Genomic DNA, 12983 nt, shown 5'->3' on the forward strand with positions numbered 1-12983 from the left:
GGCGGTCGGGCGGTCAGGCGGTCAGGCGGTCAGGCGGTCAGGCGGTCGGGCGGTCAGAGGACCTTGGCGAGGAAGTCGCGGGTGCGTTCGTGCCGGGGGTTGTCCAGCACCTCGGCGGGCGGGCCCTGTTCCACGATCCGGCCGGCGTCGATGAAGACGACGCGGTCGGCGACCTCGCGGGCGAAGCCGATCTCGTGGGTGACGATGACGAGGGTGGTGCCGCCGCTCGCGAGGTCCTTGATGACGGCCAGCACCTCGCCGACGAGTTCGGGGTCGAGCGCCGAGGTCGGTTCGTCGAAGAGGATGATCCCGGGCCGCAGCGCGAGGGCGCGGGCGATGGCGACCCGCTGCTGCTGTCCGCCGGACAACTGCCGTGGATAGGCGTCGCACTTGTCGCCGAGGCCGACGCGGACGAGCAGTTCGCGGGCGAGTTCCCGGGCCGCCGGCCGGCTCAGTCCGCCGGTGGCGACGGGCGCGGCGGCGATGTTGTCCAGGACGGTCAGGTGCGGGAAGAGGTTGAAGTTCTGGAAGACGAAGCCGATACGGCCGCGCTGGGCGAGGATGGCGCGCTCGCCGAGTTCCTTCAGCCGGTTCCCGTGCCGCTTCACGCCGATCAGTTCGCCGCCCACGCTGACGTGCCCGATCTCGGGCTTCTCCAGGTGGTTGATCACCCGGAGCAGGGTCGACTTGCCGGAACCGGAGGGCCCGAGGATCACCGTGACCTCGCCGGGGCGGACGGTCAGGTCGATGCCGTCGAGGACGCGGTGGGCGCCGTACCACTTGTGGACGTCGTGCACTTCGAGCGCGGCGGGCGCGGCGGGCACGGTCTTCGCCGGGGTGTGTGCGGTGGTCATACGGCGGCCTCCCTGCGCAGCCGGGCCCGCAGGTCCGTCAGCCGGGCGCGGACCTTCTGCAGCGGGGTCGGCGGCAGGGTGCGGGTGGCGCCCCGGGCGTAGTACCGCTCGACGTAGAACTGGACGACGGACACGGCGCTGGTCAGGATCAGGTACCAGACGGTGGCGACCAGCAGCAGCGGCACCACGTCTCCGGGGTAGGTGCTGCCCATCGACTGCACCGTGCCGAACAGGTCGAGCAGGGACACGTAGAACACCAGGGACGTGCCCTTGATCAGGCCGATCAGCTGGTTGACGTAGTTCGGGGTGATGGACCTGAGGGCCTGCGGGAGGACGATTCTGCGGAACCGGTAGCCGCGGGGCAGGCCGAGCGCGGCGGCCGCCTCGTGCTGTCCCTGGTCGACGGAGAGGACGCCGGCGCGGACCACCTCGGCCGCGTACGCCGCCTCGTTGAGGCTGAGGCCGACCACGGCGATCGTCAGGTCGGTGGCCAGCCGCGACTCGTCGAAGGTGACGAAGGCCGGGCCGAACGGCACGCCGAGGCTCAAGGTCTTGTACAGGGCGCTGAAGTTGTACAGGAAGATCAGCACCACGATCAGCGGCACGGAGCGGAACAGCCAGGTGTACGTCCAGCTGACCGCGCGCAGCACCGGGCTTCCGGAGAGCCGGGCGAGGGCGAGCAGGACGCCTCCGAGGAGCCCGAGGACGGCGCTGAGCGCGGCGGCTTCGAGGGTGACGAGGAGTCCGTCGAGGACGGTCGGGCGCAGGAACCAGTAGCGGAAGCGGTCCCACTGGTAGAAGGGGTTCGTGACCAGACCGTGCAGGATCTGCGCGACGAGCACGAGCACGGCGGCGGTGACGATCCACCGGCCGGGCCGGCGCAGCGGCTGAACTCGCTGCGCCTTCAGTGCTCTTGACGGTATGTCGGCGGGTATCGGCGCCTCGGCGAGGGAGACGGCGCCTGGAGGTTCACTCATGAGGGGCTCCGGAGTCGGACACCCCGGGCCGCGGCCGGGCGGGCGTGGGCCACGACGGCACGGGGGCACGAGGCGGCGCACGGGGCTGGCGCGGAACCGGGGGCTGGGCGGACGACGGCACACCGGGCGGCGGGTGCGCGGCGGGGACGCGAGGGTGGGGAGGAGTCCTCAGCCCTGGCGGCGGGCAGAGCCCGGTGCGGTACACAGTGCGCTGTTCACGCGGAGCAGATCGACGGCACGGTCGGCGACGAGCAGGCCGGCGTACGACGGCACGCAGCCCTGAGGGCGGCTTACGGCCGTCCTGGGAGCTGCGTCCATGGCGTCACCTGTCACTGTTCCGGCCCGGCGGGGCCTCGCGCTTACCGAAAACGTCATCCGGTCCGGTCGTCACCTGGGGCACCCCACCGCGGTGCGAGGGTTGCCGGTCAGCGAGCCAGGGCTTGGCGCTGACGCTCATGACCGTTCTGAGGCGTAAGTAAGGCAGTTGACCGTTCGAATGTCAACGCCCGTCCGCCTTGTGGACGGTGGCCGACCGCTGTCACCTGCGGCGGGCCTGCGAAGGCTGTCCGGCGTGGCTCGCCCAGTCCAGGATCTGGACGGCGGCCCCGGCGGCCTCCAGGCCCTGGCAGTGGCCGTGGTGGCGGCGGGCGATGCCGTCGAGGTCGAGATGGCGGCCGAAGGCCGGGTGGGCGGTGAGCCGGCGGGCGTAGGCCCACAGCGCGCGGTGGCCGGCGACGCGGTGCACGGCGGAGGCGTCGAGGTGGCAGCGGTGGACGGTGTCGAGCCGCAGCAGGGCGACCCACAGCTCGATGTCGGCGGCGGTGAGCCGGTCGCCGGCCAGGTACTCCTCCCCGTGCAGCCGCCGCTCCAGCCGGCCCAGGGTGTCCAGCAGCACGTCGAGCGCGGCGGCCCGCTCCTCCGGGTGGGCGCCGGCCCGGCCGGCGCGCTGCGCGGCCTCCTCGACGCCCTCGGCGCACATCCGCTCGACCGCGTCGAGCACGGACTCCAGGCCGGCCGGGTACAGGCGGGCGTCGTCGTCCGGCCGGAACCGGTCCAGGTCGCGCAGGATGTCGGGGGTGTGGGTGCTGACGATGCGCCCGGACCAGTCGTCGCTGAGGACCGGGCCGAGCGCCGGGCCGGTGTAGTGGTGGGCGCTGGCCTCGTACAGCGGGCGCAGCGCCGCGTGGCCGCCGCCGGGACAGTCCGGGACGGCGGGCAGGAAGGTGACCGGACAGCTGGTGTCCAGGCCGAGGAGGGTGTGGCCGACGGCGAGGCGCAGCCCGTCGGGGCAGGCGGTCGACAGGTGGAGCCGGTAGCGGTGCGGCACGGCGTAGTGGCCGCTGCGCGCGTCGACGCCGATGCGGCCCCGGAAGAGCGGGGCGGGACGGTGGGCGGGCTGGACGGCGGCGAGCGGAGTGATGGACATGCGTCTCCCCGGGTGAATGGGTGTGCGGACGAGTGCTCCGGCGCGGGCGCGTGCGGCGGCGGTGTGCGGGGCGGACCGGGTCCGGCGGGGCGGGGCCCGGTTCAGCGGTGGCGGCCGATGGCGCTGCAGACGCGCTGGAGATCGATGTGGCGGCGGGAGGTGAGCAGGAGCGCGCGGGGCGGGGTCCGGTCCGTGCGGCCGGTGCCCGTCGCGAGGCGCGTCATGATTCCCTACCTGTTCACTAGGATTCCCTTCCTGGAGTGTCGATCGGGCCGCCTGCGGCGTCAAGGGGGCGTCCGCGCTTGGGAATCCGGGGTCTCTAGGAGTGAGAAACATGTGACATGGCACTGCCGGCCTGTCCTAGACTCGGCCCGTACTCGGCGCCCTCGCTGGCCGCCCGGTTCGGGGTCTCGGCGACGCCGGTGCGGGAGGCGATGCTCGACCTGGCCAAGGAAGGGCTGGTCGACACCGTGCCCGACAAGGGCTTCCAGGTCACCGTCGTCTCCGACCGGCAGCTGGACCAGTACACGCACGTCCGGGCGCTGATCGAGATGCCGACCGCGGCGGGCCTGGCCCGCACCGCCGACCGGGTCTCGCTGGAGGCGCTGCGTCCGGCGGCCCGGGAGAGCGCCGGGGGCTGACCTCCGCCGGCCCGGACAGCGCCGTACATCTCGCTGCGGAAAGCGCCTCTGACCTCAGTTTTTTCATGGCCTCGGGGGCGTCGCGGGACAAGGAACGGCGATTTTGCGCCAGATAGGGGCATCCCCGACCATGGCTGCGTCCCGGCACCCAGGGGCAGCTGTTCGATGAGAGGCGCACCACCCATGCACGTCCCCGGAACCGCACCGCAGCCGGCTCCGGCCCCCACGGAGTCCCCCGCCGCCACCGCGGCGGAGCCCCGGTCCGGCAGCAAGCACGCCCGCAGCTTCGGTCTCCCCGTCGCCACCGCGCTGGTCATGGGCAACATCATCGGCGGCGGTATCTTCCTGCTCCCGGCCTCCATCGCACCGTACGGCACCGTCAGCCTGGTCGCCTTCGGCGTGCTGACCGTCGGCGCCATCGCGCTCGCCCTGGTCTTCGGCCGGCTCGCCGCCCGCGACCCGCGCACCGGCGGCCCGTACGTCTACGCCCGGGAGGCGTTCGGCGACTTCGCGGGCTTCCTCGCGGCCTGGTCGTACTGGATCACCACCTGGGTGTCGAACGCCGCGCTCGCCGTCGCCGCCGTCGGCTACCTCGACGTGCTGATCCCGGTGAACGGCCACCGCTGGAGCGCGTGCCTGGCCGCGCTGACCCTCCAGTGGCTGCCCGCCCTCGCCAACTTCGCAGGCACCCGCTACGTCGGCGCCGTCCAGCTCGTCTCCACGGTGCTGAAGTTCGTGCCGCTGCTGCTCGTCGCGGTCGGCGGGCTGTTCTTCTTCGACCCCTCCCGGCTCGGCCCGTTCAACTCCAGCGGGCACGGCGCGGTCGGCGCGGTGTCCGCCTCCGCCGCCCTGCTGCTCTTCTCCTACCTCGGTGTGGAGTCCGCCGCCGTCAGCGCGGGCGAGGTGCGGGACGCCCGCCGCAACGTGGGCCGCGCCACCGTCATCGGCACCGCGGGCGCCGCGCTGGTGTACCTGCTGGGCACGGTGTCGGTGTTCGGCACGGTCCCGCACGAGCGGCTGCTCACCTCCACCGCGCCGTTCTCGGACGCCGTGAACGCGATGTTCGGGGGCGGCTGGGGCGGTACGGCGGTGGCGCTCGCCGCGCTCGTGTCGATGACCGGCTGCCTCAACGGCTGGACCCTGCTCAGCGCCCAGACCCCGTACGCGGCGGCCCGCGACGGCCTGTTCCCGAGCGCCTTCGCGCGCCGCCGGCGGGGCGTTCCCACCGTCGGTGTCGGCGTGACGGCCGTGCTCGCCTCGCTGCTCACCGTCTACAACTACTTCTCGGGCTCGGGCAGGGTCTTCGAGGTCCTGGTCCTGGTCACCACGTTCACCGCGACCGTCCCGTATCTGCTGGCCACCGCCGCGCAGATCTTCCACCTGGTGTCCGGCCGGCCCGGGGCGGTGGACCGGGGGCGGCTGGTGCGGGACTCCGTGGTCACCGCGGTGGCCGCCGCCTTCTCCGTCTGGCTGATGGCGGGCGCCGGCTACGCGGCGGTGTACCAGGGCGTGCTGTTCCTGTTCGTCGGGATCATCGTCTACGCGGTGATGGCGGCCCGGCGGCAGCGGCAGCGGCCGTCAGCGAGCGGGGCGGTCTGACCGGCCGGCGTCCGGCCGGTCCGGCGTGCCGGGTCCCGGGGGCCCGTCGCGCACTCCGGGCCGGTACTTGGGGACGCGCAGGGTGATCTTCATGCCGGCTCCCACGCCGGTCTCGATCACCAGGCCGTGGTCGTCGCCGTAGACCTGGCGCAGCCGCTCGTCCACGTTGCGCAGCCCGATGCCGGCCGCCGCGTCCTCGCCGCCGCCGAGGATGCGGCGCAGCCGGTCCGGTTCCATGCCGACGCCGTCGTCCTCCACGACGATCCGTGCCGTCGCGCCCTCGTCCCGCGCGGTGAGGGTGATCCGGCCGCGCTCGCCGCCGTCCCCGAGGCCGTGCTTGACCGCGTTCTCCACCAGCGGCTGCAGGCACAGGAAGGGCACCGCCACGGGCAGCACCTCCGGGGCGATCCGCAAGGTCACCTCCAGGCGCGGCCCGAACCGGGCGCGGACCAGTTCCAGGAACTGCTCGATGGAGCGCAGCTCCTCGGCCAGGGTGGTGAACTCGCCGTGCCGGCGGAACGAGTAGCGGGCGAAGTCGGCGAACTCCAGCAGCAGGTCGCGGGCCCGCTCGGGGTCGGTGCGGACGAAGGACGCGATCGCCGCGAGCGAGTTGTAGAGGAAGTGCGGGGAGATCTGGGCCCGCAGCGCCCGGATCTCCGCCTCGATCAGTCCGGTGCGGGTGCGGTCGAGGTCGGCGAGTTCGAGCTGTACGGAGATCCAGCGGGCCACCTCCTCGGTGGCCCGGGCCCCGGACGCCGGCTCGCCGGCGCCGAGCACGACGAGGGCGCCGGGCACCCGCCGGTCCACGGTGAGCGGCGCGACGGCGCCCCAGCGCACCGGGCAGTCCGGGTCCGGGCAGTCCACGGTGAACGTGTGCGGGCGGCCGGTGTCCAGCACCGCGCGGACCCGGTCCAGGGCCGTGTCCGCGTGATGCCGGCCCGGCCCCTCCCAGGCCAGCAGCCGGTCGTCGACGGTGAGCCCGAGCGCGGCCGTGCCGAACAGCGGCCGCAGCCGGCGCACCGCCTTGCGGGCCGCGTCCGCCGTGAGTCCGGCGCGCAGCGGGGGCGCGGCCACGGAGGCGGTGTGCAGGGTGCGGAAGGTGGCGCGGGCCGCGGGGGTGCCGAGGTCCGTGCCGTCCCGGGCGGACCGGCGGGCCAGCAGCCGCCCGGTGACGAGGCCGGCGGCGAACAGCAGGGGCGCTCCGGCGGCGGCGACGGCGAGGCCGTTCACCGGCGGGCGGTACGGGTCACGGGCGGGCGGGTCGTCATGGGGTCCTCACTCCTCGGCGGGCGGTGGGCGCGTCCGGTCCGGCCGGGCGTTCGGGCAGGTGGAGCCGGGCCATGGCCGCCTCGGTGCCGGCCGGGATGCGGTCCCGGGTGGCGAGGGAGACCAGGATCATGGTGAGGAAGCCGAGCGGTACCGACCACACGGCCGGCCAGGCGAGCAGCGCGTGCGGCCAGCCGCCGGCCGGCCGCCCGGCGATGGTCAGCGCGACCGCGGTCAGGGCGCTGCCGCCGCCGGTGAGCAGGCCCGCGACCGCGCCGGGTGCGGTCAGTCCGCGCCACCAGATGCCGAGCACCAGCAGCGGGCAGAAGGACGACGCGGCCACGGCGAAGGCGAGCCCCACGGCGTGGGCGACGGGCAGCTTCCCGGCGGCCACGCTCACCGTGCCGGGCACGGCGACCGCGAGCAGCGTGGCGAGCCGGAAGCGGCCGACCCCGAGCGAGGGCAGCACGTCCTGGCTGAGCACACCGGCGACGGACAGGGTGAGCCCGGAGGCGGTGGACAGGAAGGCGGCGCAGGCCCCGGCGGCGATCAGCGCGCCGAGGAGGTCGCCGCCGGTGCCGCCGACGAGCCGCTGCGGCAGCACGAGCACGGCGGCGTCGGTGGTGCCGGTGAGCAGCAGGTCGGGGGCGTAGAGCCGGCCGAGGAGGCCGTAGAGGGGCGGCAGCAGGTAGAAGCCGCCGACGAGGGCCAGCACGATCACGGTGGTGCGCCGGGCGGCGCGGCCGTCGGGGTTGGTGTAGAAGCGGACGAGGACGTGCGGCAGTCCCATCGTGCCGAGGAAGGTGGCGCAGATCAGCCCGTACGTCGAGTAGAGCGGGTGTTCGTCCCGGCCGCCGGACAGCGGCGCCGCCCAGCTGGAGGCGGTGCGCCGGCCGTCGTCGGCGCGCTCGGGCACCGGGGCGCCGAGCGGGAAGCGCAGGGTCGTCCCGGCGCGGATCTCGTGCACACCGGGATCCAGGTCCAGCCGGCCGCCGGTGTAGTCCTTGCCGTCGACGGCACCGGTCGCGGTGGCCCGCAGCGGTGTGTCGATCCGGACGCGTACGGTGCTCTCGACGGTGACCTGGGTGGACCGGCGGAAGGCCGGCGGCTCGTCCACCGCGCCGGCGGGTCCCGGGTCGCCGTGCCAGGCGACGGCCAGGAAGACCGCGGGCACCAGGAGCGCGATCAGTTTCAGGCAGTACTGGAACGCCTGGACGTAGGTGATGCCGCGCATGCCGCCGGCGGCCACGGCCAGGGCGACGACGACGGCGACGAGCACCCCGCCGAGCCAGTGCGGCGCGCCGGTGACCAGGCCGAGGGTCAGGCCCGCGCCCTGGAGCTGCGGCAGCAGGTACAGCCAGCCGACTCCGACGACGAGCACCCCGGCGACGCGCCGGGCGGCCCCGGACTCCAGCCGCGCGTCGGCGAAGTCGGGCAGCGTGTAGGCACCGGAGCGGCGCAGCGGGGCGGCGACGAACGCGAGCAGGACGAGGTAGCCGGCCGCGTAGCCGACGGGGAACCAGAGCATCTCCACGCCCTGGGCGGCGACGAGTCCGGCGATGCCGAGGAAGGAGGCCGCCGAGAGGTACTCGCCGCCGATGGCCATGGCGTTGAGGTACGGCGGCACGCTGCGGGAGGCGACGTAGAAGTCGGAGGTGGTGCGGGAGACGCGCAGTCCCGCGGAGCCGATCAGCAGCGTGGCGAGGACCGCCGCCGACACGGCCACGACACCGTACGTCTGGTTCACCCGGCGGCCCCCGGGGCGCGGGCGGGCCCGCGCGGCCGGGCACCGGTCACCTGCCGGCCCTCCCGGCGGGGTCCCCGGTGTCCCGCACGGAGTCTCGTTCGTTGCGTTCGGCGCGGACGACGTACCACCGGCCGATCAGGACGAGCACGGGATAGACCGCGACACCGAGGACGGCCCAGACGACCGCCGCGCTGCCCGGCCGGGTCGCCGGGTCCGGCAGGGCCGCGAAGGCGAGGGGCAGCGGTCCGAGCAGGGCGAGGAGCAGCGCGAACGTTCCAAGCCCCAGCCAGAGTTGACGGCGCATCAGGGAACGCAGGGCCGGGGAGCCGACGGCGGGGTCGGCCGGGTGCGTCCGGGCGGGGCGGGCGGGTCCGTGGGCCGGGCGGGGCGCCCGGGGAACTCCCGTGACCACTTCACGCCGAGGAGTCCCCGGTGCACTCATGCCGCGTCCTCCGACCCGCGAAGATCAGACGTCGCAGTGGAGTGTACGCACCGGGCGACGAAAGGGACAGGTTCCCGGACGGCCCGCCCCGCACTCCGCACGGCACCGTACGGTAAGTCCGGCACGGGGGTCGCGCGTTCCGCGCGGTGGCCGGTGTCCCCCGGCTCAGTCGCCGCCGGTGCGGAACCGGCGGCGGTACTCGGTCGGGGTCGTGTCGAGCCGGCGGCGGAAGGCCCGGACGAGGGTGTCGACGGTGCCGAACCCGCAGGCGGTGGCGATGCGTTCGAGGGTGGCGTCGGTGGTCTCCAGCTCGTGCCGGGCCCGTTCGACACGGACGGATTCGATGTAGACGTGCGGGGTGGTGCCCAGCTCGGTCTTGAAGATCCGGGTGAGCTGCCGGTCGCTGACGTGGGCGTGTGCGGCGAGGTGTGCGACGGTGAGCGGTTCGGCGATGTGGCGCAGGATGTGGTGGCGCAGGTCCTCGATGCGCCGGGTCGCGGAGACCTGCTCCAGCGGGACGCTGAACTGGCTCTGGCCGCTGGGCCGTTTCAGGTACATCACCAGTTGCCGGGCGACGCGCAGCGCGACGGCCTCGCCGAGGTCGTCGGCGATGAGCGCGAGTGACAGGTCGAGACAGGCGCTGATCCCCGCGCCGGTCCAGACGTTCCCCTCGCGGATGAAGATCGGGTCGGAGTCGACCTCCACGGCGGGATGGTCGGCGGCGAGCTGCTGAGCGGTCGACCAGTGCGTGGTGGCCCGCTTGCCGTCCAGGAGCCCGGAGGCGGCGAGGATGTGCGCTCCGACGCAGACGGAGGTGATCCTGCGGGTGCGGGGCGCGAGTTGGCGTACCCGCTCCACCACGGCCGGGTCGACGAGCGCCTGCACCCGGTGCTGGCCGTCGACCTCGACCGCGCCCGGCACGACGAGCGTGTCGATGCTCCTCCTCGTCAGCTCCGCGAAGGTGACGTCGGGCAGGACCCTGACCCCGGCGGCGGTGGTGATGGGGTCCATGGTCTCGGCGGCGAGGGCCACGTCGTAGCCCGCCGCCTCCTCGGTCTCGCGCCGGGCGAGGGAGAACACCTCCGGCGGCCCGGTGACGTCGAGCAGGTCGACGCCTTCGAACAGGACGATGACGATGAGTCGTTCGCCGGTGTGCACGGGTCCCCCTGACCGTACGACGGTGATGTCGGTATCTGCATGCTAGACGACATTGCCGACGCGTCCGCCGGGCCATAGCGTCATGAGTGCAGGTCATCGCACCGGCGCAGTCCCCTCCCAACTCCCTTTCCTCAGGTGGTACTCCATGCCCAGAACGACACTCCGACAGCTCAACGGCTTCGACGACGCGCCCGCGAAGCTGGCCGACTCGACCCTGGTCATGATCGACTACCAGAACACCTACACGACCGGTGTCATGGAGCTGGACGGCTGGCAGCCCGCGCTGGACGCCGCCGCCCGGCTGCTGGAGCGCGCCCGTCGGGAGGGTGCCAAGGTCATCCACGTCGTCAACGACGGCGGTGAGGGCACGCCGTACGACATCCGCGCCGAGATCGGCCAGATCCACCCGAGCGTCGCGCCGGCCGACGGCGAGCCCGTGGTCGTCAAGCAGGCGCCGAACGCCTTCCACGGCACCGACCTCGGCGACCTCGTCGACGAGGCGGGGCGCGGCGATCTGGTCATCGCCGGGTTCATGACCCACATGTGCGTGGCGTTCACCGCCCAGGGCGCCTTCCTGCGCGGCAACCGGCCCACCGTGGTGGCCGACGCCAGCGCCACCCGTTCGCTGCCGGTCGCCGGCACGGAACTGGACGCCCGCCAGGTGCACCTCGGCGCCCTCGCCACCATCGCCGACCTGTACGGGGTCGTCGCTGCGTCCCAGGAGGACCTCGCCTGATGAAGCCGTTGCGTTCAGCCGTCGCGCTGTGCACCGCCGCCCTGCTCGCGGCCACCGTCGCCGCGTGCGGCGGAACGTCCGAGGCCGCCGCCGCCAAGGACGCGCCGTCGGCACCCGCCGCCCGGACGAACGTCGCCAAGGACACGAAGACGCTGAGGCAGCTCAACGGCCTCGACGAGACACCGGCCACGCTGTCCGACGCGACGCTGATCATGGTGGACTACCAGAACACCTACACCGGCGGTGTGATGGAACTCGACGGGTGGAAACCCGCGCTGCACAACGCCGAAGCGCTGCTGAAGCGGGCGCGCGCGGCGGGCACCCCGGTCATCCACATCGTCGACAAGGGCTACGACCTGAAGTCGAAGGCGGGACAGATCATTCCGGCGCTCAAGCCCGCCAAGGGCGAGCCGGTCGTGGTGAAGAGCGTCCCCAACGCCTTCCACGGCACCGATCTGGCCGAGAAGGTCGAGAAGACCGGCAAGAAGAACGTCATCGTCGCCGGGTTCATGACCAACATGTGTGTCCTGTTCACCGCGCAGGGCGCCTTCCTCGACGGATACCGGCCGACCGTGGTCGCCGACGCCTCGGCCACCCGGCCGCTGCCGCTGAAGGGCGACCCGGAGGGCATTCCCGCGCGGCAGCTCCACGAAGCCGCTCTCGCCACGGTCCAGGACCTCTACGGCGTCGTGGTGCCGTCGCAGAAGTCGCTGACCTGACCGGCTCGCGCCGGACCTCCCCCGGTCCGGCGCGAGCGGGCCGGTCCGCCGGCGACCTGAACGCCGGCGGTCCGGCCCACCACCCCACCCTCGTACCGGACTTACCCCACACGTCCCCCCACGCGTTCCCCTTGTGGTCTTCCCCCCACGCTTTCCCCACTTGATCTTCCCCCCACGCCTGACCCCCCACCCCGAGGCCCCCCCACATTCCTCCCCCCACCCCGCAGAGGACCGATCCATCACAACGGAAAGACGGGGCATGGCAACACGTAGAGGATTTCTGGGTACCGTTTCGGCAGCAGGGGCGGCCACCTTCCTCACCCAGACGCAGACAGCCACCAGCGCGTCGGCCGCACCGGCAGCGACCGACGAGAAGGCGGCACGGAACGCGATACGCAATGTGAACGCCGGGATGCGCGCCAACTACGCGTCCCTCAAGGCCGAGCTGATCAAGCAGCTCTCGCCCGTGATCGTCGTCCAGAACAACGCCGTCGGCGGACGCTTCACACTGATCAACAAGGGCGTGCAGGTCGAGACGGTCGACCCGGTTCCGGAGTACTTCGAACTGGCCAAGTCCATCGCGCACATCCCGCTGGGCATCTACTCGGTGATCGCCGCCTACCTCAGCGACCAGGTGCCGAACATCCCCAACGCCGGCCGCATCGACCCGCACGACCTGGACATGGTCGCCTTCAAGACACCGGGCGACAAGGGCTGGGTCACTCCGCTGAACAGCTTCCGCACGACGCTGAGTTCGGCGCTCACGATGCTGCCGACCGCGAACCTCCCCACCGACCTCGACGCCTCCTGCACCAAGATCCTGTCGGAGGCCGTCAAGTTCATCGACACCATCGTCAAGGCGGGCTCCTTCGACATGGTGGCGTTCAACCGGTTCGCCGCGACCGTCTACCCGTCCATCCGCGTCAACATGACGTTCGCCGCGACCGCGCAGATCACCGGCATCGAGGCGCTGATGAAGCGGTGGCGCACGCTGATCGGCGAGGAGGCGTGGAGCAACCTGTACGTCACGGTGCTGTCGATCTGGACGACGGCCGAGCTGAACCAGGCGTCCATCATCATCCGCCGCACCATGAACCAGGCGAAGGTGAACACCCACCTGATCGACCTGCCCACCGTGGAGACTCCGTCGGACCCGATCGCCGTGGCCCTGGACAACCTGGCCCGGATCGTCCAGGACAACGTCGCCGCGGAGATGGTCTTCAACACCGACCTCAAGGTCGCCGACGCCCTCAAGGGCAAGGAGGACCTGCTGTCGGACGAGATCCTCCAGCAGATCGGCGGTACGGCGGCCACCGCCAACACCGCGGCCTTCACCACCGCCGCGGCAGCGGCAACCTGCCCGATCACGGGCCACACCGCAAGCGTCTGATCCCACGACGCCGCCCCCTGTCCCCCGA

Annotated in this window: 12 protein-coding genes, 1 pseudogene and 1 riboswitch; of the genes and pseudogenes, 5 read left to right on the forward strand and 8 right to left on the reverse strand. The window is 72.9% G+C overall.

The window, feature by feature from the left end:
- Window positions 1-53 precede the first annotated feature (53 nt).
- The 4 genes from ACH4OA_RS02400 to ACH4OA_RS02415 all read right to left on the reverse strand — a co-directional run bounded on the left by ACH4OA_RS02400 (window position 54) and on the right by ACH4OA_RS02415 (window position 3481).
- Complete coding sequence (locus ACH4OA_RS02400; RefSeq protein ID WP_397967229.1) at window positions 54-854, reverse strand: amino acid ABC transporter ATP-binding protein; 801 nt, start codon at window positions 852-854, stop codon at window positions 54-56.
- Complete coding sequence (locus tag ACH4OA_RS02405; protein ID WP_397935322.1) at window positions 851-1831, reverse strand: amino acid ABC transporter permease; 981 nt, start codon at window positions 1829-1831, stop codon at window positions 851-853. Before ACH4OA_RS02405 ends, ACH4OA_RS02400 begins: the two co-directional genes overlap by 4 nt.
- A gap of 350 nt (window positions 1832-2181) precedes the next feature.
- Window positions 2182-2292: riboswitch (SAM riboswitch) on the reverse strand.
- A gap of 77 nt (window positions 2293-2369) precedes the next feature.
- On the reverse strand, window positions 2370-3257 hold the full coding sequence (locus ACH4OA_RS02410; RefSeq protein ID WP_397967230.1) for a glutathione S-transferase C-terminal domain-containing protein: 888 nt from the start codon (window positions 3255-3257) through the stop codon (window positions 2370-2372).
- A gap of 101 nt (window positions 3258-3358) precedes the next feature.
- Window positions 3359-3481 (reverse strand): putative leader peptide, encoded by a 123-nt coding sequence (locus ACH4OA_RS02415; RefSeq protein ID WP_365875973.1) that lies wholly within the window; start codon window positions 3479-3481, stop codon window positions 3359-3361.
- A gap of 150 nt (window positions 3482-3631) precedes the next feature.
- Here ACH4OA_RS02415 and ACH4OA_RS02420 point away from each other — a divergent pair.
- Window positions 3632-3883, forward strand: a pseudogene (locus ACH4OA_RS02420) (GntR family transcriptional regulator); the annotation flags it as partial.
- 198 nt (window positions 3884-4081) lie between these two features.
- Window positions 4082-5497, forward strand: a complete 1416-nt coding sequence (locus ACH4OA_RS02425; protein WP_397967232.1) for an amino acid permease — start codon at window positions 4082-4084, stop codon at window positions 5495-5497.
- Here the strand turns inward: ACH4OA_RS02425 and ACH4OA_RS02430 are convergent.
- The 4 genes from ACH4OA_RS02430 to ACH4OA_RS02445 form a co-directional block, all read right to left on the reverse strand.
- Complete coding sequence (locus ACH4OA_RS02430) at window positions 5477-6727, reverse strand: sensor histidine kinase (RefSeq protein WP_397967235.1); 1251 nt, start codon at window positions 6725-6727, stop codon at window positions 5477-5479. The two genes, ACH4OA_RS02425 and ACH4OA_RS02430, sit on opposite strands and share 21 nt — an antisense overlap.
- 34 nt (window positions 6728-6761) lie before the next feature.
- A complete protein-coding gene (locus tag ACH4OA_RS02435) occupies window positions 6762-8510 on the reverse strand; it encodes a cation acetate symporter (RefSeq protein WP_397967236.1) in 1749 nt (582 codons plus the stop codon).
- A gap of 46 nt (window positions 8511-8556) precedes the next feature.
- Window positions 8557-8952, reverse strand: a complete 396-nt coding sequence (locus ACH4OA_RS02440; RefSeq protein WP_397967238.1) for a hypothetical protein — start codon at window positions 8950-8952, stop codon at window positions 8557-8559.
- A 165-nt stretch (window positions 8953-9117) separates the two neighbouring features.
- Window positions 9118-10110, reverse strand: coding sequence for a GlxA family transcriptional regulator (locus tag ACH4OA_RS02445; RefSeq protein WP_397935330.1), 993 nt, complete (start codon window positions 10108-10110; stop codon window positions 9118-9120).
- 145 nt (window positions 10111-10255) lie between these two features.
- Here ACH4OA_RS02445 and ACH4OA_RS02450 point away from each other — a divergent pair, with 145 nt between their 5' ends.
- The 3 genes from ACH4OA_RS02450 to ACH4OA_RS02460 all read left to right on the forward strand — a co-directional run bounded on the left by ACH4OA_RS02450 (window position 10256) and on the right by ACH4OA_RS02460 (window position 12955).
- Window positions 10256-10846, forward strand: a complete 591-nt coding sequence (locus tag ACH4OA_RS02450; protein WP_365875948.1) for a cysteine hydrolase family protein — start codon at window positions 10256-10258, stop codon at window positions 10844-10846.
- Entirely contained in the window at window positions 10846-11565 is a 720-nt protein-coding gene (locus tag ACH4OA_RS02455) for a cysteine hydrolase family protein (protein ID WP_397967239.1), read from the forward strand. Before ACH4OA_RS02450 ends, ACH4OA_RS02455 begins: the two co-directional genes overlap by 1 nt.
- A gap of 259 nt (window positions 11566-11824) precedes the next feature.
- A complete protein-coding gene (locus ACH4OA_RS02460) occupies window positions 11825-12955 on the forward strand; it encodes a hypothetical protein (protein WP_397967240.1) in 1131 nt (376 codons plus the stop codon).
- Window positions 12956-12983 lie beyond the last annotated feature (28 nt).

Source organism: Streptomyces sp. NPDC017095 (assembly GCF_044332325.1).
In the GTDB taxonomy this organism is placed as follows: Bacteria; Actinomycetota; Actinomycetes; order Streptomycetales; family Streptomycetaceae; genus Streptomyces.

Coding starts and splice junctions, on each gene's coding strand:
- ACH4OA_RS02400 (WP_397967229.1), bottom strand. CDS start 854: ATGACCACCGCACACACCCCGGCGAAGACCGTGCCCGCCGCGCCCGCC.
- ACH4OA_RS02405 (WP_397935322.1), bottom strand. CDS start 1,831: ATGAGTGAACCTCCAGGCGCCGTCTCCCTCGCCGAGGCGCCGATACCC.
- ACH4OA_RS02410 (WP_397967230.1), bottom strand. CDS start 3,257: ATGTCCATCACTCCGCTCGCCGCCGTCCAGCCCGCCCACCGTCCCGCC.
- ACH4OA_RS02415 (WP_365875973.1), bottom strand. CDS start 3,481: ATGACGCGCCTCGCGACGGGCACCGGCCGCACGGACCGGACCCCGCCC.
- ACH4OA_RS02425 (WP_397967232.1), top strand. CDS start 4,082: ATGCACGTCCCCGGAACCGCACCGCAGCCGGCTCCGGCCCCCACGGAG.
- ACH4OA_RS02440 (WP_397967238.1), bottom strand. CDS start 8,952: ATGAGTGCACCGGGGACTCCTCGGCGTGAAGTGGTCACGGGAGTTCCC.
- ACH4OA_RS02450 (WP_365875948.1), top strand. CDS start 10,256: ATGCCCAGAACGACACTCCGACAGCTCAACGGCTTCGACGACGCGCCC.
- ACH4OA_RS02455 (WP_397967239.1), top strand. CDS start 10,846: ATGAAGCCGTTGCGTTCAGCCGTCGCGCTGTGCACCGCCGCCCTGCTC.
- ACH4OA_RS02460 (WP_397967240.1), top strand. CDS start 11,825: ATGGCAACACGTAGAGGATTTCTGGGTACCGTTTCGGCAGCAGGGGCG.